The following is a 22220-nucleotide window of genomic DNA, read 5'->3' on the forward strand; positions in this document are numbered from 1 at the left end:
CGTGACCGACGTGCCGCTGGACTACCCGATCGACGACCTGCTCGACGTGCTCGACCTGCGCCGTGAGGGGTCCACCACCATCCGGGTGGCCTCCCCCGAGGGCACCGGCGAGGACCTGGCCGACTCCCAGGGCGACGTCTTCGCCGGTCGCAGCCAGCCGATGCCCCACGGCCGGGTCTTCGGCGGGCAGGTGCTGGCGCAGTGCCTCGTCGCAGCCGGGCGCACGGTGGACCCGGTCGAGGACGGGTCGGACCCCGAGCCGCTCGCCCGACCCATCCACTCGATGCACGGCTACTTCCTGCGGGCGGGCGACGCCAACCGCCCGCTGCGCTTCCTCGTGGAGCGGATGCGGGACGGTCGCAGCTTCAGCGCCCGTCGGGTGCACGCCGTGCAGGACGGCCGCATCCTCATGTCGATCATCATGTCCTTCCAGGAGGTCTCCGGCGGGCTGGAGCACCAGATCCCCATGCCGGCGGCGCCCGCCCCGGACACGCTGCGCTCGGACCGGGAGATCCTCGAGCACGTGCCGCACCCGGTGGCGCAGGAGACGGCCCGCCGCAGGCCCGTGGAGCTGCGGCACGTCGACCCGCTGCTCCTCGGCCCGGGTGAGCCCGGAGCCAGCGAGCAGTCGGTCTGGCTGCGGATCGCCCGTGAGCTGCCGGACGACCCGCTGCTGCACGCCGCCATCCTGGCCTACGCCTCGGACTACACGCTGCTCGAGCCCATCCTGCGCCGGCACGGCATCGGCTGGGGCGACCCCCGGCTCCGCCCGGCCAGCCTGGACCACTCCATGTGGTTCCACCGCCCGGCCCGGGTCGACGACTGGGTGCTCTACACCCAGAGCTCGCCGTCCGCGCAGTCCGGTCGGGGGTTGGGGACGGGGCACATGTTCGCCGCCGACGGGACGCTGCTCGCGACCGTCGGGCAGGAGGGCATGGTGCGGCTCAAGGGGTCCGCGGACCACTGAGCACTGACGCTGCGTCAGGGTAACGATCCGGTCACGACGGGATCCCTGCACCATCTCGCTGTAGACACCCTGGGAACCCCGGACGATACTGCCAAGGGTCACCTCTGGGGATCACGCGGCTCGTCGACGGAGACGGGCTGTCCAGCGGCGGCGTCCCACCGTTCCAAGCAAAGGACACACTGTGCACCAGCCATCTGCTCGCCGGAGGACGCGCCTGCTGGCGCTCGCCGGCGCAGGGGCCGTCGTCGCACCGCTGGCCCTGGTCGCCCCCGCAGCATGGGCGAACCCGGAGATCACGGTCAACGAGGACGGGACCTACATCGTCATGCTCGCGGACAGCTCGCTGGCCGCCTACGAGGGCGGCGTCAGCGGCATCCCCGCGACCAAGCCCGCCGAGGGGGAGAAGCTCAGCACCACGAGCGCCGCCGCCGAGGAGTACACCGCATACCTCGACCGGCAGCAGAACGCCGTGCTCGACTCCGTCGGCCTGGACCGGGCCGACACCGTCTACACCTACTCGACGACGTTCAACGGCTTCACCGCCGAGCTGACCGGCTCCCAGGTGTCCGCCCTGCGCAAGGACCCGAACGTCGCCGCGGTGTGGGAGGACGAGATCCGGACCACCGACACCGTCACCACCCCCGACTACCTGGGCCTGACCGGCGAGGACGGCGTCTGGAACACACAGTTCGGCGGCGACGCCGACGCGGGTGCGGGCATGGTCGTCGGCATCATCGACACCGGCTTCTGGCCGGAGAACCCCAGCTTCGCCGCGCTGCCGGGCGACCCCGCCGCGCCGGAGGGCTGGCAGGGCGAGTGCGTCGAGGGAGAGGACGCCGACCCGGACGGCAACGTGACCTGCAACAGCAAGGTCATCGGCGCCCGCTACTACCCCGAGGGCAACAACACCGCCTTCGACTTCCAGTCGCCCCGCGACACCGACGGGCACGGCAGCCACGTCGGCGGCACCTCGGCCGGCAACGTCGGCGTCCCCATGGACTTCATGGGCGACGACCTGGGCGTCGGCAGCGGTATGGCGCCGGCCGCCCACCTCGCCTTCTACAAGGCGCTCTGGGCGACCGAGGACGGCGGCGGCTCCGGCACGACCGGTGGCCTCGTGGCCGCCATCGACGACGCCGTCGCCGACGGCGTGGACGTCATCAACTACTCGGTCTCCGGCTCCTCGCAGTTCGTGGTGACCCCGGACGAGCTCGCCTTCTTCGACGCCGCGGACGCCGGCGTCTTCGTGTCGACCTCCGCGGGCAACAGCGGCGACACGATCGGCGAGAGCTCGGTGGCGCACAACTCGCCGTGGACCATGACGGTCGCCGCCTCCACGCACGACCGCACCAACTCGGCCGAGGTCGAGCTGGGCGACGGTCCCCCGGTCGACCGCATCTCCGGCACCAACCGCTACGACACCGCGGCCCAGATCGCCGCGGCCTACCCGGAGGGTGTCGACACCGTCTACATCGCCACCGGCAACCAGTTCGCCGACGCGCTGTCCGGCGCCGCGGCCGCCTCGCAGGGCCTCGTGCCCGCAGCCGGTCTCGACCAGCCGGCCGTCACCCCCGACGGCTCGCCCGCCCCGGTGCTGCTCACCAAGGTGGACGAGATCCCGGGCGCCACGATGGACGCGCTGGAGTCGATCGACCCCGACAACATCGTCGTGCTCGGCGGCGAGGTCGCCGTCTCCGACGACGTCGTGGAGGAGCTGGAGGGCTACGGCACGGTGACCCGCGTCGCGGGTGCCGACCGCTACGAGACCGCCGCGCTCGTCGCGCTGCAGTACGGCGAGGTGGACCACGTCTACGTCGCCACCGGTCAGGACGAGGCCTTCCCGGACGCGCTGTCCGGCTCGGCGCTCGCCGGCAGCGAGGGCGTGCCCGTGCTGCTCACCAAGACCGACATGGTCCCGAGCGCCGTCAGTGACGCGCTGGCCGCCATGGGCGACCCCGAGATCCACGTCATCGGTGGTGAGGTCGCGGTGAGCGAGGACGTCTACGAGGACCTGGGCGCGAGCGCCCGGCTCTCCGGGACGAACCGCTACGGCACGTCCGTCGCCGTCGCCGAGCAGTTCGGCTTCAGCGACGAGAACCCGGCCCCGGTCGTGCACACGGCCACCGGTCGCGACTACCCGGACGCCCTCGCGGGGTCGGCGCTGGCCGGCTACCAGGGCGTGCCCGTCATGCTGAGCCGCCCCGACGGGGTGCCCGAGGTCGTGCTCGACGGCATGGTGGCCCTGGCCCCCGAGTCCGCCGTCATCCTCGGCGGTGAGGGCGCCCTCAACGAGGACGTCCAGCTGCAGATCGAGGCGCTGTTCGGCGAGGACGCGACCTATGCCGGCATCAGCGCCGGTGACGGCGTGGGCCCGGCCCCGCTGGTCAACTCCGTCGACATCCCGGCCGCTGGCGCGACCGCCGCCGATGCCGAGCTCTGCCTGCCCGGGTCGCTCGACGCGGCCGAGGCCGCCGACCACATCGTCATCTGCACCCGGGGCACCAACGCCCGGACGGAGAAGAGCGAGACGGTCGAGGCCGCCGGCGGTGTCGGCATGATCCTGGCCAACAACAACGACGGCGAGTCGCTCAACGGCGACTTCCACTCGGTGCCCTCGATCCACGTCAACGGCACCGCCGGTGACGCGATCAAGGAGTACGAGGCCTCCGACCCCGACCCGATGGCCACCATCTCGGCCTCCGGTGAGGGCCCGGAGATCACCTACCCGGAGATGGCCGGCTTCAGCTCCTACGGCCCGGCGACCGCCGGTGGCGGGGACCTGCTCAAGCCGGACATCACCGCCCCCGGTGTCGACGTCATCGCCGCGGTCTCCCCGGCCGGTTCCGGTGGCGCCAACTTCAACAGCCTCTCCGGCACCTCCATGTCCGCCCCGCACATCGCCGGCCTGGCCGCGCTGATGATGCAGGACAACCCGGAGTGGGGCCCGATGGGCGTCAAGTCCGCCATGATGACGACGGCCGACCCGACCAACACCGAGGGTGAGCTCATCACCTACGCCGGCGCGCCGGCGAGCCCGCTCCACTACGGGTCCGGTGAGGTCGAGCCGGGTGCCGCCTACGACACCCCGCTGGTCTACGACTCCGGCGCCGAGGACTGGCTGGCCTACGCCTGCGCCATCGGCCAGCTGCAGCTGGTCGGCGGAGCGGCATACTGCGCCAGCATCGACGAGACCGACGCGAGCGACCTCAACTACCCGAGCATCTCGATCGGTGACCTGGGTGGGGCGCAGACCGTCACCCGCACGGTGACCGACGCGACGGGCGACGGTGGCACGTTCACCGCCGAGGTCGAGGCGCCCCCGGGCGTCGACGTGGTCGTCGAGCCCTCCACGGTCACCGTGGAGCCCGGTGGCACGGCGACCTTCACGGTCTCCTTCACCACCGCGGGTGCGACCCTGGACGAGTGGACCTTCGGGTCGCTCACCTGGACCGGGCCCGGCGCCGACGTGACCAGCCCGCTGGCGATCCAGCCGGTGGCGATGGGCGCGCCGGAGGAGATCCGCGGCGACACCACCGAGGGCTCGGCGACCTTCGAGGTCACCCCGGGCTTCACCGGTGAGCTCACCTCGGTGCCGCACGGCCTCGTGGCCTCGGACGTCACCGACGTCGAGGTCACCTCGGACGGCCCCAGCGGTGGCGCGGGTATCGCGGACGCGGTCGTGCCGGTCACGGTGCCCGAGGGCACCACGGGCATCCGGGTCGAGGTCGTGGAGTCGGAGTGGGCCCCGGACGGGCTCGACCTCGACCTCTACCTCGCGACCGCCGACGGCACCGTCATCGGCCAGTCGGCCGCCGGCGGCTCGGACGAGTCGGTCACCGTGGTGGCGCCCGCCCCGGGCGACTACCTCGTCGCGATCGACTACTGGGACGGCGCCGCGGGTGACACCGCCAACGGTCCGCTGCACGTCTTCACGCCGTCCGCGGACGAGGGCAACATGTCGGTCACGCCGTCCCCGGTGACGGTGGTCGCCGGCACGCCGCTGGACCTGACCGCCGCCTGGACCGGGCTGGAGGCCGCCACCCGCTACATGGGTGCGATCGGCTACAGCGACGGCACCGAGGAGGTCGCCTACACCCTGGTCTCGGTCAACACGCCGTGACCCACGGGCGGGCGGGCTGAGGCCCACCCACCCTGAGCACCGGGCCCGTCCCCTCTCCGGAGGGGACGGGCCCGACGCATACCCTCCCCCCTCCCCCTCCCTCCGCTCCCCTTCCCCTGCACCGAACGCGCGGCCAGACGACACCGGACGCGCCCTCAGCCCGCACAGGACGCGCGGTCAGCGCAGGGCAAGGCCACAGCGTCTATCGGCGGCGCGATGAGTCCGGCACCTCCCCCTCACGTGACTGGCATGGGCCGACCGCACGCGCGGTGCAGGCTTACGACACGTCCGGTTCAACCTAACCAGGCGTCTGGTTCAACCTGACTACGCGTCTGGTTCAACCTGACTACGCGTCCGGTGCGAGATGGGCGGCGGGGAGGAGGACCCGGAGAGACCACGCCGCCGTCGCGCACGCTGCGGACGAGCAGGGTCAGGTGCCGCGCGCTGCCTCCGCAGCAGGGTCAGGTGGTCTGCGCGCGGACGTGCGCGATGGCGTCGGCGGCCCGGACCAGGCCCAGGTGGCTGAACGCCTGCGGGTAGTTGCCGAGCATGCGGCGCGAGGCCGGGTCGTACTCCTCGGCCAGCAGGTCCAAAGGCTGCCCCGCGTCGACGCAGGCCTGCATGAGCGCCTCCGCCTGCTCGACCCGGCCGCTGCGGGCATACTGCTCCACCAGCCAGAAGGTGCAGATGAAGAAGGTCGCCTCCCCGCCCTCCAGGCCGTCCATGTTGTCCGACTCGTGCATGCGGTAGCGGTGCAGGAAACCGGCGTCGTCGACGAGGTCCTCCTCGAGCCGCCGCACGGTGGCCAGCATGCGGGGGTCGTCGTAGTCGCAGAAGCCCGTGTGCGGGATCTGCAGCAAGGACGCGTCCACCTCGTCGTTGGCGTAGGTCTGGCGGAAGGCGCCGTCCGGGCCGACCCCGCGCTCCTCGATCTCGGTCCGCATCCGGTCGCGCAGCTCGCGCCAGTGGTCCACGTCGCCGGGCAGCCCGCACTCCTCCGCCGCGCGCACCCCCTGGTCGAAGGCCGCCCAGATCATCACCCGGCCGTGGGTGAAGAAGTGCTTGTCCCCGCGCATCTCCCAGATGCCGTGGTCGGGCTCCGAGAGCCGCTCGGCCTGGGTCTCCAGCATCATCCGCTGGATGCCCCAGCTGTACCGGTTCTCGTCGATGCCGCTGTCGCGCAGGTCCGCCAGCGCGAGCATGACCTCGCCGATGACGTCCGCCTGGTACTGGTCGGCCGCACCGTTGCCGATGCGGACGGGGCGGGACCCGGCATACCCGCGCAGGTGCGGCAGCTCGCGCTCGGTGAGGTCTCGTTCACCGCCCAGGCCATACATGATGCGCAGCTGATTGGAGTGGCCCGCGATCGCGCGCAGCAGCCAGTCCCGCCAGGCCTCGGCCCCGCCGTCCAGGCCGTGGCTCAGCATCGCCTGGAGGGTGAGCGCTGAGTCCCGCAGCCAGGTGTAGCGGTAGTCCCAGTTGCGCTCACCGCCCGGGTCCTCCGGCAGCGACGTCGTGGCGGCGGCGACGATGCCGCCGGTGTCGGCGTGGGTGAGCGCGCGCAGCACGGTCAGGCTCCGGGTGATCTGGCGGGCCCACGGCCCCTCCGCCTGGATGCGCTCGCTCCAGGCCCGCCAGTCGTCGACGGTCTCCTGCAGCAGCGCCTTGGGGTCGATGAGGGAGGGGAGGGGTCGCCACGACTCCTGCCCGGTGAGCACCCAGCACAGCTCGTCCCCCTCCGCCAGCCGGTGCCGCCCCCGGTGGGCGTCCTCCTCGGGGACGGGCTCGGGCAGCGGACCGTGCAGGACCAGCCGGGAGGGGCCGCCGACGGCGGTGAGGACCTCCTCGCCGCCGTCCTCCTCGACGCGCGTCCGGTGCACCCACGGGCGCAGGGTCGCGTAGTCGAAGCGCATGATGAGCTCGTGCTCCACCTCGACGACGCCGGAGGTGCACCGCACCTGCCGCACGATGTCGGAACGGCCGTCCCCCGGCGGCATGAAGGTGATCACCTCGGCGGTGCCCTCCGGGCCGCGCCAGACGGTGCGGAAGACGAAGGTGCCCTCCACGTAGTCGCGTGACTCCACCTCGCCCTCGACGACCCGGACCAGCCACCGGCCGTCCTGCTCGGTCCCGAGCAGGGAGGCGAAGACGGACGGCGAGTCGAAGCGCGGCAGGCACAACCAGTCGACGCTGCCCTCCGGCGAGATGAGCGCGGCGGTGCGCATGTCGCCGACGACGGCGTAGTGGCCGATGGGGACGTCAGCGGTCGGCTCGGTGGCGGCAGGCATACCCGGAAGTCTGTCAGGTGGGACACCGGCCGCCCCGGCCGGCACCGACAGGCACACACATGGCAGCCACAGGTCCACGGTGCACCATGGTGGGGCGGCGGCTCCGTGGCGCCGCCTGGCGCGACGGACGAGAGGATCACCGGTATGTGGTGGAACGACCTGCTGTGGGGGATGTGGAACGGGCTCACCGCCTGGGTGGTGCTCATCGCCCACGTCTTCGGGGCCTGGGAGCAGTTCCCCTTCTACAACACGGACCGCGCGGGCAACTGGTACGACCTGGGCTTCCTGCTCGGCGCCGGCTCGCCCCTGCTCGGCCTGCTCGGTCGACGCGGCTGAGCGAGGGCTCAGGCCCCGGTGGCCCCCTCCGTCCGGTCGGACGGCCCCTCGGTGGCGGGCGCCCCGAGGATCGGGAGCGTGCGCCGCGAGGTGACCACCCGCTCCTCGCCGCTCACCGGGTCACGGAAGCGGACCTGCCGGGCGAGCAGCTGCAGCGGGGAGCCGAAGTCCGTGGGGTCGACCTCGCGCACCTCCGGGTAGAGCGGGTCGTTGACGATCGGGACGCCCAAACCGGCGAGGTGCACGCGCAGCTGGTGGGTGCGTCCGGTGGTGGGGGTGAGGCGGTAGCGCCCGAGCCCCTCCCGCTCCCCGACGAGCTCGACCCGGGTGCGCGCGTTGGGCGTCCCGGGCACCACGCGAGCCGTGAGATCACCCCGCGCCTTGACGATCCGGTCCACGACCGTGGTGGGCAGCACGAGGTCAGGACGCACCGGCGCGACCGCCTCGTAGGTCTTGGACAGCCCGCCCTCCTGCACCATCGTCTGGTAGGCACCCCGCGCGGCCCGGCGGGTGGTGAGCAGGAGCACCCCGCTCGTCAGCCGGTCCAGCCGGTGGGCCGGGGCGAGCTCGGGCAGGTCGAGGGCCCGCCGCAGCCGGACGAGCACCGTCTGCGCCACGTGCCCACCACGCGGTGCGGTCGCGAGGAAGGGCGGCTTGTCCACGACGAGGAGCCCGGTGTCCTCGTCGTGGAGCAGCACGTCCACCTCGAAGGGCACCGGCACCTCGACCGGGAGGTCGCGGTAGAGGTACACCACACTCCCCGGACGGTATGCCGTCGCCGCCGTCACCGTGCTGCCGTCGCCGAGGGCGATCTCACCCTCGGTGAGCCGTCGGCCGATCCCCACCGGGTCGCCGGTCACGTGGACGAGGAAGTCGACGACGCGGCCCCAGGGCCGGCCCCCGGGGTCGGTCGCCCCGACCGGCATCCGCACCCGCGCCGGCCCCAGTCCGTCCCGCGGCGGGAGGGGCGCCTCGGGACGGGGACGACGCGGCATCCCCCTCAGTCGCGGGTGAGCCGGCGGTAGGTCACCCGGTGCGGGCGGGCTGCCTCGGCGCCCAGCCGCTCCACCTTGTTCTCCTCGTAGGCCCCGAAGTTGCCCTCGAACCAGTACCAGTTCGCCGGCTCGGACTCGGTGCCCTCGTAGGCCAGGATGTGGGTGGCCACGCGGTCGAGGAACCACCTGTCGTGGCTGATGACCACGGCGCAGCCGGGGAAGTTCAGCAGGGCGTTCTCGAGGCTGCCGAGGGTCTCGACGTCGAGGTCGTTGGTCGGCTCGTCGAGCAGCAGCAGGTTGCCGCCCTCCTTGAGGGTCAGCGCCAGGTTGAGCCGGTTGCGCTCCCCGCCGGAGAGGACGCCGGCCTTCTTCTGCTGGTCCGGGCCCTTGAAGCCGAACTGGCTCACGTAGGCGCGGCTGGGGATCTCGACCTGGCCGACCTGGATGAAGTCCAGCCCGTCGGAGACGACCTCCCACAGGGACTTGTCCGCCGCGATGCCGCCGCGGGACTGGTCGACGTAGGAGATCTCGACCGTGTCCCCGACCTTGACCTCGCCGCCGTCCGGCTCCTCGAGCCCGACGATGGTCTTGAACAGCGTCGTCTTGCCGACGCCGTTCGGGCCGATGACCCCGACGATGCCGTTGCGCGGCAGCGTGAAGGACAGGCCGTCGATGAGGGTGCGGTCGCCGAAGCCCTTGGTGAGGTCCTTGACCTCGATGACCTGGCTGCCCAGGCGCGGCCCCGGCGGGATCTGGATCTCCTCGAAGTCCAGCTTGCGGGTCCGCTCGGCCTCGGCGGCCATCTCCTCGTAGCGGGCCAGGCGGGCCTTGTTCTTGGTCTGCTTGGCCTTGGGGTTGGAGCGCACCCACTCCAACTCGTTCTCCAGCCGCTTGGCGAGCTTGGCGTCCTTCTTGCCCTGCACCGCCAGGCGCTCGCGCTTCTTCTCCAGGTAGGTGGAGTAGTTGCCCTCGTAGGGGTAGAGCCGCCCGCGGTCCACCTCGGCGATCCACTGCGCGACGTTGTCGAGGAAGTACCGGTCGTGCGTGACGGCCAGGACGGCGCCGGGGTAGGTGGCCAGGTGCTGCTCCAGCCACTGCACCGACTCGGCGTCGAGGTGGTTGGTGGGCTCGTCGAGCAGCAGCAGGTCCGGCTTGGACAGCAGCAGCTTGCACAGGGCGACGCGGCGCCGCTCACCACCGGAGAGCACGGTCACGTCGCTGTCGGCCGGGGGGCACCGCAGGGCGTCCATGGCCTGGTCCAGCTGGGCGTCCAGGTTCCACGCGTCGGCGTGGTCGATCTCCTCCTGGAGGGTGCCCATCTCGGCCATCAGGGCGTCGAAGTCGGCATCGGGGGCGGACATCTCCTCGGAGATCTCGTTGAACCGGTCGACCTTGCGCTTGATCTCGCCGAGCCCCTCCTCGACATTGCCGAGCACGGTCTTGTCCTCGTTGAGCGGGGGCTCCTGCTCCAGGATGCCCACGGAGTAGCCCGGGGTCAGGCGGGCCTCACCGTTGGACGGCTGGTCCATCCCGGCCATGATCTTGAGGATCGTCGACTTGCCGGCGCCGTTGGGCCCGACGACGCCGATCTTGGCGCCCGGGTAGAAGGACATCGTCACGTCGTCGAGGATCACCTTGTCGCCGTGCGCCTTGCGCGCGCGGGTCATGGTGTAGATGAATTCGGCCATGCCGTCAGGGTATCGGGGCGGGCGGGCCGACTCCGAATCTCCGGCCCGCCGCCCTCGCCTCACGCGCTGCGGGCCAGCACCTCGTCGGCCTGCGCGTCGTCGGCCACCACCCCGTCGTCGTCGACCTCGATCTCGAGGTCCGGGCCGGAGCCCGCCCCGACCGGCGCCGCCTCGTCACCGGCGCGCCGGTGGTCCCCGGCGAGGCCGTCCTCATGGCCGGCCGCGGTCCGCTCCTCGGCGGCATCGACCAGCCCGCCGGCCAGGGCTCCCGGCGGCGTGGGGTCGTGCTCGTCGAGCCGGTCGCCGTCGTAGCCGACCCGGCCCTTGGTGAACCGGCTGACGCCGCGGGTGACGTCGTGGCCGATGGTGTCCACGTCGACCACCGCCGTCGTGCCCGCCGCGGTGTCGGTCTTCCAGTCGCGCAGCGACAGGCGGCCGTGCGCCACGACCGGGTCCCCCTTGCGGAAGCTCGCGAGCGCGAGGGCACCGATGTGCCGGAAGCACAGCAGGTCGATGAACATCGTGTCCGAGGTGATCCAGCCGCCCTGCGCCGCGTCGAAGCGGCGCCGGTTGACCGCGATGGGCACGACCGCGAAGTCCTTCCCGCTGGCGGTGCTGGTCTTGCGCTCCGGGTCCCGGGTCAGGTTGCCGGTCAGGGTGATCGTGGGTTCGTTCATCATGGTGCGTCCCCCTCCTGGACGTGTGGGTGTCCACGGGCTCGTGGACGTGCCTCCAGGATGGGCGCCCGGCCAGGACCGCACCACGGGCCGGGGCGGATCTGTGGACGACGACGGTCGCGCGGCGAGGGTGTGGACAGCGGGCCGAGGAGCGACCCGACGCCGGAGGGACCACAGCCCTCAGGCCGCCGCCTCCTCCAGCAGCGACCGGGTCTTCGCGTGCCGGTCCAGGACGGTCATGACCGGTTTGCGCACGTGCCGGAAGGACACCTCGTCGACCGCCTCGTCGAGCGCGTGCTGGACCTGCCGTCGTCGCCGCGCCGCCCCGACCCGCGCCGCCCCTCGCCCCACCAGGGCGAGCAGCAGACCGGCCCCCGCCCCGCCGACGAGCAGGGCGAGCGGGATCGGCACCGGGCCCCAGGACGGCGCCTCGACCGGCAGCTGCAGCCAGCCGAGCACCACGAGCGTGGCCAGCCACAGCGCCCCCGCGACGGCGGTGGCGGCGAGCACCAGCTGCAGGCTCCCCAGCACCCCCCACCACAGCGGGGTGCGGGTGCGCAGGGGCACGCCGACGACGGCCTGGTCGAGGGCGTCCGAGAGGGTGTCCTCCCCCGGGCTCGCCGCCTCCAGCACGGCGTCGGCCCAGCGCTGGGGCAGGCCCTCGCCCGTGCGCTCCCCCAGCTGCTGCGTCGCGAGCTGCACGGTGGCGCGCGCCGCCGGGGTCGGCCCCGGCAACGAGGAGCGGCCGAGCACCGACCGCACGTCCGAGGGCGCGATGCCGGACCGCCCGGCGGTGTCGTCGCCCAGCCGCAGCCGTCGCAGGGGGTCGGGACGCAGACCGGCGAGCCACCGGGTGAAGGGCCAGCCCGTCCGAGCGTGCGCGCGCCGCCGGTAGTCGTGGTGCACGGCGTCCAGCACCACCGGCACGCCCGCGGCGACGGTGAGGGCCTCGTGCAGCTGCCGGTCCGCCTGCTCCCCGAACTCCGGGGTCCGCTCCCCCGTGCCGTCGGTGAGCACGCGGGTCGCCGCGGCGCGCAGGTCGGCGGCGAGGCGGGCCTCGGCGGCGTTGCGGGCCCCGACCACGGCGCCGATGCGTGCGGCCAGCTCCGGCACCCCGTGCTGGGTGCGCGCGGACGTCGTCACGACCTCGTGGTCCCCGGCGCCGTCGGCCTGCACCAGCCGGCGCAGGTCGGCGGCGACCTGCTCGACCCCGCCCTCCTCGCGGATCCGGTCCACCTGGTTGAGCACCACGAGCATCACCGCGTCGTGGTGGCGCAGGGGCCGCAGGTAGTCGTCGTGCAGGCGGGCGTCGGCATACTTCTGCGGGTCGGCGACCCAGACGAAGACGTCGGCGCGCTCCAGGATGCGGTCGGCCTCGACCCGGTGCCGCAGCTCGCGGGAGTCGACGTCGGGAAGGTCCACGAGCACGAGCCCGTCGAGCCCCCCGGTGGCCTCGCCCGGCGCCACGTGGTGCCGGTGGGCGATGCCGAGCCAGTCCAGCAGCTCCCCCGCGTCCTCGTCGCCCCAGACGGCGGCCGCCGACTCCGCCGTCGTCGGGCGCCGCGGGCTGATGGCCGAGACGTCCTCCCCCACCAGCGCGTTGAAGAGGCTGGACTTGCCCGACCCCGTCGCGCCGGCGAGCGCGACCACGGTCCGGCCACCGGCGATGGCCCACCGCTCGTCGACCCGCCCCAGCACCTCCCGCGCGGCGCCGGTGCTCCCGGGCTCCAGCTGCTCCGCTCCCACGTCCAGCGCCGTGGCCAGCCGCGCCGAGCGCTGCGGGATGTCCAGCGGGAGCTCCCCGCGCCGGCGGCTCACCGGGCGCCCTCCACGGACGCGGCCGCCGACTGCAGCTCGTCCAGGGCGTCCTGCGGCACGGCCACCTCCTGCAGCACGGCGTCGAAGCGGGACCGTTGCGCGGCATACAGCTCCTCGACCCGGCCCAGGAGCGACCGGCGCGCCTTGAGCGCCATGGCGCGGACGGCCTGGTCGCCGAAGACGGCCTCGAGCAGCCGCTGGGCCAGGACGGCGGACCCGGCACCCACGGCCACCTCGGCACCGGTGGGGATGAAGGCGGTGGCGCTGAAGACGACGAGCATGAGGAGCACCCCCAGACCGTTGACGCCGAAGGCGAGGTAGCGCGCCGTGGTCCGCCGCGACCCGGCCTCCTCCCGGACCATCTCCAGGATGTCCCGCTGCCAGTCGCGGATGAGGCGCTCGACCTGCTCGGAGAGGTCGGGGGTGGCCCGGCCCAGCTCGGGGTGGGCCTCGACCAGCGGCCGACCGCCCGGCGCCTGCCTCCAGGAGCGCGCCGCCGTGCTCGCGGCCACCTGGCCGTGCGAGGTGATGAGGGCCGCGGCGCCGCTCTGCAGCGCCTCGCCCAGCGGCTCGGAGGAGACCTCCTTGCCGGTGAGGAAGGAAGTCACCCGGTCGCGCACCCGGCCCACGCCCACCTCGACCGAGCGCAGGAACTCCCCGGTCCCGACCAGCTCGTGCCAGCGCGCGAGCACCTCCCCCCGCAGCAGCGAGCCGTCCTGCACGCCCTGGCCGACCGACTCCAGCGCGTCCTGGTATGCCGTCCGCGGCCCCTCCTCGAGGACCTGCCAGGCCTCGACCTGCTCGCGTCCGGCGCTCGCGAGCGCGGTGGCGCGTCCGCCGAGCGACCCGAGGGTGCCGTCGAGGGTGCGCCTGATGACCACCGCTCGGGCGCGGGCGTCCAGGGCGAGCGAGTGCAGCCACCCGCGCACCCGTGCGGCGTGCCGGTCCGGGATGCGGCCTCCGTCCAGCTCGTCCTCGGGGATGGTGAAGATCGGGGACTGCCCCAGCCCCTGGTCCCGCAGCATCGAGGCCAGGTGCACCCGGACCTGCTGGAGGGCCTCGGGCGGCACCCGGTTGAGCACGACCGCCACCGAGGTGCCGCGCTGGCTGGCCTCCCGGAGCAGGTCCCACGGCACGGCGTCGCCGTAGCGGGCCGCGGTCGTGACGAAGACCCACAGGTCGGCGGCCGAGAGCAGCTGCCGGGAGAGCTGGCGGTTGGCCTGCACGACCGAGTCGATGTCGGGGGCGTCCAGCAGCGCGAGCCCGGCGGGCAGCTCGGGGGTGGGCACCAGCCGCACGGCGCCCGGGTCCTCGACCCCGGCGGCGTCCCCGCCGACCCGGGCGAGCCCGGGCAGCACCCGGGTCCCGGTGAACCACCGCGCGTCGTCCGGGTGGTGCACCAGCACCGAGGCGCGGGTGGTCGGGCGCAGGACCCCCGCCCGGCTGACCTCGTGCCCCACGACGGAGTTGACCAGGGTCGACTTGCCGGCGCCGGTGGACCCGCCGACGACCGCCAGCAGGGGCGCGTCGAGCGAGCGCAGCCGGGGCAGGACGTAGTCGTCGAGCTGCTGCTCGAGCTCGCGCCGCGCGGTCCGCGCCTGCGCGGCCCCCTCGACCTCCAGCGGCAGCCGCACCTGCCCCGCGGAGGACCGCAGCCGCTCGACGGCCTCGAGCAGCGCGGCGGGGTCGGTGGTCACGGCCCTAGTGTGGACGCCCCGGGGCCGACCTCCAAGACGAACCGCCGCCGGGGTCAGGTCAGGCGCGGGTGGCGTCGGCGTGCGCGAGCAGCGCCTTGGACTCCCCGAGGAAGCGCCCGGCGTGCTCGCCGAACCACTGCTCGACCTCGCCGAACTGGCGGACGAAGGCCTCCCGGTCACCCGTGCGGAGCAGCTCGATGGCCGTGGCGTAGCGCTCGTGGTAGCGCTCGATGAGCTCCAGCGCGTCGGCGGAGCCGGTGATGATGTCGAAGTAGAGCTCGGCGTCCTGCGCGAAGAGCCGGCCGACCATGATGAGCTCGAGCCGGTAGATCGGTGAGGACAGGGCCAGCAGGGTGTCGAGGTTGCGGTCCTCGTGGGCCAGGTGCCAGCCGTAGGCGAAGGTCGAGAAGTGGCGCAGCGCCTGGATGAGTCCCATCGCGTGGTCGTGCTCGTCGGCGTCGACCTCGTGCACCCGAGCCCCCCACAGCCGGATCTGCTCCACCAGCCAGGTGCTGGCCCCCGCGTCCCGGCCCGGGACCGCGGCGACGACCTGCTTGGCGAAGCTGTCCACGTCGGGGCCGAACATCGGGTGCAGCCCGAGCACCGGCCCGGGGTGCGCGCTCATCATGGCCTGCATGACGGCCCGCTTGGTCGAGGTGAGGTCCACCAGCAGGCAGTCCTCCGGCAGCGCGGGCAGGTCCCGCACCACCTGCACGGTGTCGTGGATGGGGACGGACACGAGCACCATCCCGGCACCCTCGACCGCGGCGGCCACCTGCTCGGGGGTGTCCTCACGCTCGACGACGCGCACGGCATACCCGGACAGGGCGAACATCCGGCCCCACAACGCGCCCATCCGGCCGCCGCCCCCGACCACCACGACGGGGCCGAGGTCCGGCGCCTGGCGGGTGAAGCCCATGTTCTTCTCGTGGGTGTATGCCTCGCGCATGCACCGGCGCAGGACGTCCTCGACGAGGTCCGGCGACAGCCCACGCTCGGCCGCGCGCTCGCGCTTGGTCGCGATCATGGCCCGCTCGCGCTCCGGGTCGTAGATCGGCAGGCCGTGGCGCCCCTTGACCTCCCCGACCTGGGAGACGAGCTCGAGGCGCCGGGCCAGCAGCTCCATCACCTGGGCGTCGACGTCGTCGATCTCGGTCCGCAACCGGGCCAGCGGGTCCTGCGCCCCCGAGGGTGTGGTCATGGCGCCCGATCCTAGAGGAGCAGGGTCCTAGACTGGGACGCCGTGGCCCCCGTAGCTCAATGGATAGAGCACCGGCCTTCTAATCCGTAGGTTGCAGGTTCGAGTCCTGCCGGGGGCGCGTGGCGGTGCCTCCCGGACCTCGGGGCCACCGGTGCAGGTCCAGGTCGCCCCCGGCGACGACATCGGCGAGTCTGGTGCCATGACCAAGCACACCCTGACCATCACCCTGGACGCCGACATCACCGACGAGGACGCCCTGGTGGAGTCGGTCGAGCAGGACACCCCCGAGGACTCCCTGTCGCCCCACGACATCCGCGAGGAGGAGCGGGCCGCCTCCAGCCTGGTGGCCGGCGTCTCCAAGGCCCTCAAGGAGCTCTCGGTCCCCGGCGTCGAGATCAGCCAGCCCAAGGTCGAGGCCCGGGACGCCTGAGGGACGGGCTCAGGCCTGCGCCACGAAGACCCGCCGGTGGGCGGTGACCGCCTCGAGGATGCGCTGCTCGCGGGCCAGCCACACGGCGTCCGGACCGTCGTGGACGAGGTGCTTGCGCACCATGGCCAGCTCGCCGCTCTCGTCCTGGAAGGCCTCCATGGCCCGCTCGGCAGGGCGACCGCCCACCCCGCGCGCCCACCGGCGGGCGCGCCGCCGCTCGCCGGGGCTGGCGAGCATGGCGACCTCGGCGGGGGTGTACCAGCCCGCCATCCCGTAGCCGGTGAGCACGTCACGCAGCAGGCGCGACTCGCGGTTGCGGGCCCAGCGCAGCAGCAGCAGGAAGCCGACGAACAACGGGACCTGCACGAGCGCGAAGAGCACGAGGTAATTCTGCGAGGCGGCCACGGCGCTGTAGTTGAAGAGGGCGTGGAGGAAGACCGCGCCGGCGAAGCCCACGAGCACCACCCCCGCCGAGCTGGCCCGGCGGCGGTGCGTGACCAGCCCGAGGGCCAGCCCGATGCAGACGGTGAACATCGGGTGCGCGAAGGGGCTCACCAGGCAGCGCATGATGAAGATGCCGACGAGGCCGGCGGTGCCCGCCTCGAGGTACATCTGCCCCAGGTAGATGATGTTCTCGACGAACGCGAAGCCGGCGGCGACGATGCCGGCGTACACGATCCCGTCGGTGACGCCGTTGAACTCCCGGCGCGCGACGAGGAAGATCAGCAGCACCCCCAACCCCTTGAAGAACTCCTCGGTGAGCGGCGCCACGACCACGGCGCCGACGACGAGAGGGTCGGCATGCCTCCCGGCGAAGAAGGCGACGCCGAGCTCGTTGAGCACCACGGCGCCGAGCGTGGAGATGAGGGCGCCCCAGAGGAAGGCGAACCACAGCAGCCGCATCGGCTCCGCCTCGAGGCGGTCGACCCAGATGAAGAGCGGTATGACGATGCCCAGGGCGAGCGAGGCGCTGACCATGCCCAGAATCGCGGCCTGCAGACCTACCGCGGTCGTGACGAGGAGGGTCATGGCGAGCGCGGCCAGCCCGAAGACGGTCACCACCGCGCTCCACAGCAGCAGCCGGCGGACCGCGGGCCGGCGGGTGGCGTTGGGCGTCGCCCCGGTCGGCGACTGCGGCTGGAAGGTCAGGACCTGGTGCCAGTCACCCCCCGGCCCGGGGTCGTGCGGAGGGCGCTGACCTGGGGCGTCGGGCACCGAGCTCGTCGGCGGCCGCGGCTGGGGGACCATGGGCCGAAGAGTACCGGGGGGACGGGGCATACCCTTGTCTGCCGTGAGTGGTGAACGCATCGTCTGGATCGACTGCGAGATGACGGGCCTGGACCTCGTCGCCGACGCGCTGGTGGAGGTGGCCTGCCTGGTCACGGACTCCGAGCTGACCGTGCTGGGCGAGGGGGTCGACGTCGTCGTGCGGCCGCCGGCCGCCGCCGTGGAGCAGATGGGAGACTTCGTCCGCGGCATGCACACGGACTCCGGGCTGCTGCCCCAGCTGGACGACGGGGTGACCCTCGAGGAGGCGCAGCGCCTGGTGCTGGACTACGTCCGGGAGCACGTCCCCGAGGGTCGGAAGGCCCCGCTGGGCGGCAACACGGTGAGCACCGACCGGGCCTTCCTCGCCCGGGACATGCCCGAGCTCGAGTCGTACCTGCACTACCGGATCATCGACGTGTCGTCCGTCAAGGAGCTGGCCAAGCGCTGGTTCCCCCGCGCCTACTACATGGCGCCGAAGAAGACCGGTGGTCACCGCGCGCTCGGGGACATCAGGGACTCCATCGCCGAGCTGCGCTACTACCGGGAGGCGGTCTTCCGCGAGCTGCCCGGCCTGGACAGCGACACGCTCAAGGAGATCGCCGCCCGGCACACCAGCTGAGCACGGCCGGTCCACGAGGGCCCTGCGCCTGGTCCACCGGCACGCCCACCCCTCCCGACCCCCGCCCCGGCACCGCCGTGGCGGGGGTCGTCGCGTACCCCCTTGACGCCCACCTTCGTTCTATGGTTCATTAGTCAAGTAATGAACCACATGACCGAGGAGGTTGCGTGTTCGACGGACGCGAACCGATCTACGTCCAGATCGCCGAGGCGATCCGTGGCGAGATCCTCTCCGGCGCCCTCCAGGAAGGGGAGCAGGTGATGAGCACCACCCAGTACGCCACCACCTACCGCATCAACCCCGCGACCGCCGCGAAGGCGTTCGCCGAGCTCGTCGACGAGGGCGTGCTCCACAAGCGGCGCGGTGTCGGCATGTTCGTCAGCGACGGCGCCGCCTCCCGGCTGCGGACCCAGGGCAGCGACACCTTCTACGCCGAGCGCCTCTCCCCCGTGCTGCGCGAGGCCGCTCACCTGGGCATCACGACCCAGCAGCTCATCGACTACATCACCGACCACCACCCGGCAGGAGGCACCGACCGATGAACGTCACGCTGGAGGACGTCAGCGTCCGTTTCCCGGAGACGACCGCCCTGGACAGCGTGTCGCTCCACTGGTCCGAGGGCCGGATCCACGGCCTGCTCGGTCGCAACGGCGCGGGCAAGTCGACCCTGCTCTCGCTCATCGCCGCCGCCCGACGCCCCACCTCCGGGAGCGTCCGCGTGCAGGGGCAGGACCCCTGGGAGCGCGGCGCGCTCACCGAGCGGATCTGCCTGGTCCGCGAGAGCGGCGACCTGCTGGACGACGACCCGATCTCGGACACCCTGGGGATGCTCGAGACGCTGCGGCCGACCTTCGACCGGAGGTATGCCGAGGACCTCCTGGACTCCTTCGGGCTGCGGCCGAAGGCCAAGCTCCGGACGCTGTCGCGCGGACAGCGCTCGACCGTCGGAGCGATCGTCGGGCTGGCGACCCGGGCGCCGCTCACCCTGCTGGACGAGGTCCACCTGGGGATGGACGCCCCCACCCGCCAGCGCTTCTACGACGAGCTCATCGCCGACTACGCCGAGAACCCGCGGACCTACGTCATCTCCAGCCATCTCATCGCCGAGCTGGAGCCGATCGTCGAGACGGTCTCCATCCTGGGCGCGGGCTCCCTGGTGCTCCAGGCCGAGGCGGACGACGTCCGCACCCGCGGCGTCACCCTGACCGGGCCTGCGGCGACGGTCACCGAGCTGGCGCAGGGGCTGCCGGTGATCGGCAGCCGGGACCTCGGCCCCACCCGTCAGCTGACGCTCTTCGGCGAGCTCGACGCCAGCGCGCTCGAGCGCGCCCGCGCGGCCGGCGTCGAGACCGGCGCCGTCCCCCTGCAAGACCTGTTCATCCACCTGACCGAGGAGGCCCCCCGATGAGCGCCACGACCGTCGCCCGACCGGCACCCCCCGCCCGGGACCTGGGGCCGCACTGGCGCCGCAGCTTCGACATGACGATGGGGATGTGCCTCTACGTGGCGAAGTGGTTTCTGCTCATCATGGTCGTCCTGGGCGTCGCGGCCACCCTGGTCTACGCCTACTACGCCACCCCCCAGGTCTCGATCGTCCAGTTCGGCCGGCAGGCGGGGCTCTGGTTCGCGTTCTCGCTCATGATCATGTGCGGCGTGCTGACGCCGGCGCTCGTCATGAACGGGATCACCCGGGCCGGTGTCGCCGTCGGCTCGTTGCTCACGGCCCTCGGGCTGGCCGCGCTCTTCTCGGCCGGGCTGGTCGGGCTGCTGCTGCTGGAGCGGCCCCTCTTCGAGGCGCTGGGGTGGCGGGCCGGGCTCGCCGACGGGGCAGGCGCCCTGGCCACGACCCACTGGCCCGAGCAGCTGCTCGGCCTCTTCCTGCTCTACTGCGCCGGGAACGTCTCCGGCCTGCTGGTGCACGCCGCCTACTACCGTCTCGGCGGGCTGTGGGGCACGGTCGCGCTGCCGCTCACCCTGTCCCCCGTGCTGCTCGTCGCCGTCCTGGGCACCCGACCCCAGGCCCTGTGGGGCTCGGCCCAGGACGCACTCCCCGGTGACCTCAGCGTCGACCTCGGCGCCTGGCACCCGGTGCTCGCGGTGGCGATCATCGCCGTCGCATCCCTGGCCCACCTGCGCCTCACCCGCACCCTCACGCTGGCCCCGAAGGAGTCCTGACATGACCATGCCCACCCCCACGAGCACACCGACGGCCGCGCCACCGGACCAGAGCGACGGCGACCCGGTCATCCGGGTGCAGCACCTGCGCAAGGCATACCGCCAGACGGTGGCCGTCCACGACGTGTCCTTCGAGGTCCGGCGAGGAGAGATCTTCGGCATCCTCGGCCCCAACGGTGCCGGCAAGACCACCACCGTCGAGATCGTGGCCAACCTGCGCCCTGCGGACGGCGGTCGGATCGAGGTGCTGGGGGTGGACCCCCGCCGGGACCCGGCCCGCGTCAAGGAGCGGGTGGGGGTCCAGCTCCAGGAGTCCACGCTCCAGGGTCAGATCACGGCACGGGAGGCTCTCCGCCTGTACGCCGCGTTCTACGCCGACCCGGAGGACCCGGAGACCCTGCTGCGCATGCTCGGCCTGCAGGAGCGGGCCGACACCGCCTTCGACGACCTCTCCGGCGGGCAGAAGCAGCGGCTGTCCATCGCGCTGGCCCTGGTCGGCCGTCCGGAGATCGCGATCCTCGACGAGCTCACCACCGGGCTCGACCCCCAGGCCCGCCGCGAGACCTGGGACCTCGTCGAGCGCGTCCGCGACTCCGGCGTGACCATCGTCCTGGTCACCCACTTCATGGACGAGGCGGAGCGTCTCTGCGACCGGCTCATGGTGGTCGCGGACGGGCGCGTCGTCGCCGCCGGCACCCCGGCCGAGCTGACCGGGGCAACCCGCGGTGCGCGTGCCTTCCGCCTGGCCCTGCCCGACGGGCACACCCCCTCGTCCCTGGGCGTGGACACGCTGCCCGAGGTCACCGAGGTCACGCCGACCCAGGGCGGCTGGACCGTCAGCGGGGGGCACCGGGTGCTGCCCGCGGTCGTGCGCGCCCTGGACGAGCAGGGCGTCGTCCCGGACGAGATCCAGACCCGGACCCGCTCGCTGGAGGACGTCTTCGTCGAGCTCGTCACCCGCACCGAGCGGAACTCATGAGCACCACCCTGCCCACCGCCTACCACCGCCCCGGACCGGGCACCCGGCGGGCGGCCGCCCGCGCCGGGATGCCCGGGCTGGGCCGCCTGGTCACCACCGAGCTGCGTCTCTTCACCCGCGACCTCGGCAGCGTCTTCTTCGTCGTCGTCTTCCCCACGGTGCTGCTGCTGGGCATGGCGTTCGCCATCCCGGGGATGCGCGAGCCCCTGCAGGACGCCGGGCCGTGGACCGGGCGAGCGATGGTCGACCTGATGACACCCGTGATGATCTGCGTCACCATCGCGACGGCCGGCCTCTCCTCGTTCCCGACGTACCTGGCGGGTTACCGCGAGCGCGGGGTGCTGCGGCGGCTCTCGACCACCCCGATGGCACCCCAGGGCATCCTGCTCGCCCAGGCGGCGGTCAACCTGCTGTGGCTGCTCGTCGGCAGCCTCGTCGCGGTCGCCATCGCCGTGCTGCTCCTGGACGTGCCCCTGCCGCAGGACTGGGGGCTGCTGCTCCTGACCCTGCCGCTCGCGATCGGCTCCGTCTTCGGGATCGGTCTGATCCTGGGCGGGGTCATGCGCAAGGCCAGTGCGGCCGGCGGCATCGGGATGCTCATCTACTTCCCGCTCCTCTTCTTCGCCGGGCTGTGGACGCCGGGCCCGGCGATGCCGGAGACGCTGCAGACGGTCTCCACCTGGATGCCGTTGGGCGGGGCGAGCCAGGCGATGACCACGGCCTGGTTCGGCGTCGGCGACGTCCCGGTCGAGCAGATCGTCTCGATGGCTCTGTGGACGGTGCTGACGTTCACCGTCGCGGTCAGGGTGTTCCGCTGGCGCTGAGGGGCACGAGCACGGGCACGACGAAGGCCCCGGCACGATGCCGGGGCCTTCGTCATACCTGGGGTGAGCGACGGGGTTTGAACCCGCGACCCTCGCGACCACAACGCGATGCTCTACCTGCTGAGCTACGCCCACCA

The 22220-nt window shown here is 72.9% G+C and carries 18 protein-coding genes and 2 tRNA genes; 11 read left to right on the forward strand and 9 right to left on the reverse strand.

Translation table 11 applies throughout. The features are described from left to right. The first annotated feature begins 1 nt into the window (after position 1). Positions 2-967 (forward strand): acyl-CoA thioesterase, encoded by a 966-nt coding sequence (locus AVL62_RS05785; protein WP_058890929.1) that lies wholly within the window; start codon positions 2-4, stop codon positions 965-967. A 181-nt stretch (positions 968-1148) separates the two neighbouring features. Continuing rightward, on the forward strand, positions 1149-5087 hold the full coding sequence (locus AVL62_RS05790; RefSeq protein WP_058890716.1) for a cell wall-binding repeat-containing protein: 3939 nt from the start codon (positions 1149-1151) through the stop codon (positions 5085-5087). A 461-nt stretch (positions 5088-5548) separates the two neighbouring features. Here the strand turns inward: AVL62_RS05790 and AVL62_RS05795 are convergent, their stop codons facing one another. Next, positions 5549-7375, reverse strand: coding sequence for a glycoside hydrolase family 15 protein (locus AVL62_RS05795; protein WP_058890717.1), 1827 nt, complete (start codon positions 7373-7375; stop codon positions 5549-5551). Positions 7376-7519: 144 nt separating this feature from the next. Between AVL62_RS05795 and AVL62_RS05800 the strand changes: the two genes are divergently transcribed. Next, positions 7520-7711, forward strand: a complete 192-nt coding sequence (locus AVL62_RS05800; protein ID WP_058890718.1) for a hypothetical protein — start codon at positions 7520-7522, stop codon at positions 7709-7711. An 8-nt stretch (positions 7712-7719) separates the two neighbouring features. On the opposite strand, the gene AVL62_RS05805 is transcribed toward AVL62_RS05800, so the two are convergent. The 6 genes from AVL62_RS05805 to tyrA all read right to left on the reverse strand — a co-directional run bounded on the left by AVL62_RS05805 (position 7720) and on the right by tyrA (position 15787). Then, the gene (locus AVL62_RS05805; protein ID WP_058890719.1) at positions 7720-8706 is read right to left on the reverse strand and encodes a pseudouridine synthase; all 987 of its coding nucleotides are present in this window, start codon (positions 8704-8706) and stop codon (positions 7720-7722) included. 5 nt (positions 8707-8711) lie between these two features. Beyond that, complete coding sequence (gene ettA / locus AVL62_RS05810) at positions 8712-10394, reverse strand: energy-dependent translational throttle protein EttA (protein ID WP_058890720.1); 1683 nt, start codon at positions 10392-10394, stop codon at positions 8712-8714. Between the two features lie 59 nt (positions 10395-10453). Beyond that, positions 10454-11074 carry a single-stranded DNA-binding protein gene (locus AVL62_RS05815; RefSeq protein ID WP_058890721.1) on the reverse strand — a complete coding sequence of 207 codons (621 nt, stop codon included), beginning with the start codon at positions 11072-11074 and terminating at the stop codon, positions 10454-10456. A 177-nt stretch (positions 11075-11251) separates the two neighbouring features. After that, positions 11252-12889, reverse strand: coding sequence for a YfjP family GTPase (locus tag AVL62_RS05820; protein WP_058890722.1), 1638 nt, complete (start codon positions 12887-12889; stop codon positions 11252-11254). After that, positions 12886-14586: a dynamin family protein gene (locus AVL62_RS05825; RefSeq protein ID WP_058890723.1), complete on the reverse strand. Its 1701-nt coding sequence runs from the start codon at positions 14584-14586 to the stop codon at positions 12886-12888. The genes AVL62_RS05820 and AVL62_RS05825 overlap by 4 nt, the downstream gene beginning before the upstream one ends. A 58-nt stretch (positions 14587-14644) precedes the next feature. Next, positions 14645-15787, reverse strand: a complete 1143-nt coding sequence (tyrA, locus tag AVL62_RS05830) for a bifunctional chorismate mutase/prephenate dehydrogenase (RefSeq protein WP_058890724.1) — start codon at positions 15785-15787, stop codon at positions 14645-14647. A gap of 45 nt (positions 15788-15832) precedes the next feature. Between tyrA and AVL62_RS05835 the strand changes: the two genes are divergently transcribed. Then, positions 15833-15905, forward strand: a tRNA-Arg gene (locus AVL62_RS05835). An 81-nt stretch (positions 15906-15986) separates the two neighbouring features. Then, positions 15987-16217, forward strand: coding sequence for a hypothetical protein (locus AVL62_RS05840; protein ID WP_153011687.1), 231 nt, complete (start codon positions 15987-15989; stop codon positions 16215-16217). Positions 16218-16226: 9 nt separating this feature from the next. Here AVL62_RS05840 and AVL62_RS05845 read toward each other — a convergent pair whose 3' ends face one another. Next, complete coding sequence (locus tag AVL62_RS05845) at positions 16227-17465, reverse strand: PrsW family intramembrane metalloprotease (RefSeq protein ID WP_161937847.1); 1239 nt, start codon at positions 17463-17465, stop codon at positions 16227-16229. A 43-nt stretch (positions 17466-17508) separates the two neighbouring features. On the opposite strand from AVL62_RS05845, the gene orn reads away from it, so the two are divergent. The 6 genes from orn (at position 17509) to AVL62_RS05875 (ending at position 22083) form a co-directional block, all read left to right on the forward strand. Next, complete coding sequence (orn, locus tag AVL62_RS05850; protein WP_268793638.1) at positions 17509-18105, forward strand: oligoribonuclease; 597 nt, start codon at positions 17509-17511, stop codon at positions 18103-18105. A 167-nt stretch (positions 18106-18272) separates the two neighbouring features. After that, a complete protein-coding gene (locus tag AVL62_RS05855; protein ID WP_058890727.1) occupies positions 18273-18647 on the forward strand; it encodes a GntR family transcriptional regulator in 375 nt (124 codons plus the stop codon). Then, a complete protein-coding gene (locus AVL62_RS05860; protein WP_058890728.1) occupies positions 18644-19513 on the forward strand; it encodes an ATP-binding cassette domain-containing protein in 870 nt (289 codons plus the stop codon). The genes AVL62_RS05855 and AVL62_RS05860 overlap by 4 nt, the downstream gene beginning before the upstream one ends. Continuing rightward, a complete protein-coding gene (locus AVL62_RS17260; RefSeq protein ID WP_058890729.1) occupies positions 19510-20280 on the forward strand; it encodes a hypothetical protein in 771 nt (256 codons plus the stop codon). Before AVL62_RS05860 ends, AVL62_RS17260 begins: the two co-directional genes overlap by 4 nt. A 1-nt stretch (position 20281) precedes the next feature. Further along, positions 20282-21259, forward strand: coding sequence for an ABC transporter ATP-binding protein (locus AVL62_RS05870; protein WP_235585568.1), 978 nt, complete (start codon positions 20282-20284; stop codon positions 21257-21259). After that, positions 21256-22083: an ABC transporter permease gene (locus tag AVL62_RS05875; RefSeq protein ID WP_058890730.1), complete on the forward strand. Its 828-nt coding sequence runs from the start codon at positions 21256-21258 to the stop codon at positions 22081-22083. Before AVL62_RS05870 ends, AVL62_RS05875 begins: the two co-directional genes overlap by 4 nt. Before the next feature lie 59 nt (positions 22084-22142). On the opposite strand, the gene AVL62_RS05880 is transcribed toward AVL62_RS05875, so the two are convergent. Further along, positions 22143-22218 (reverse strand) — tRNA-His (locus AVL62_RS05880). Between the last annotated feature and the right edge of the window lie 2 nt (positions 22219-22220).

This window comes from Serinicoccus chungangensis, from assembly GCF_001483745.1.
Lineage (GTDB): Bacteria > Actinomycetota > Actinomycetes > Actinomycetales > Dermatophilaceae > Ornithinicoccus > Ornithinicoccus chungangensis_A.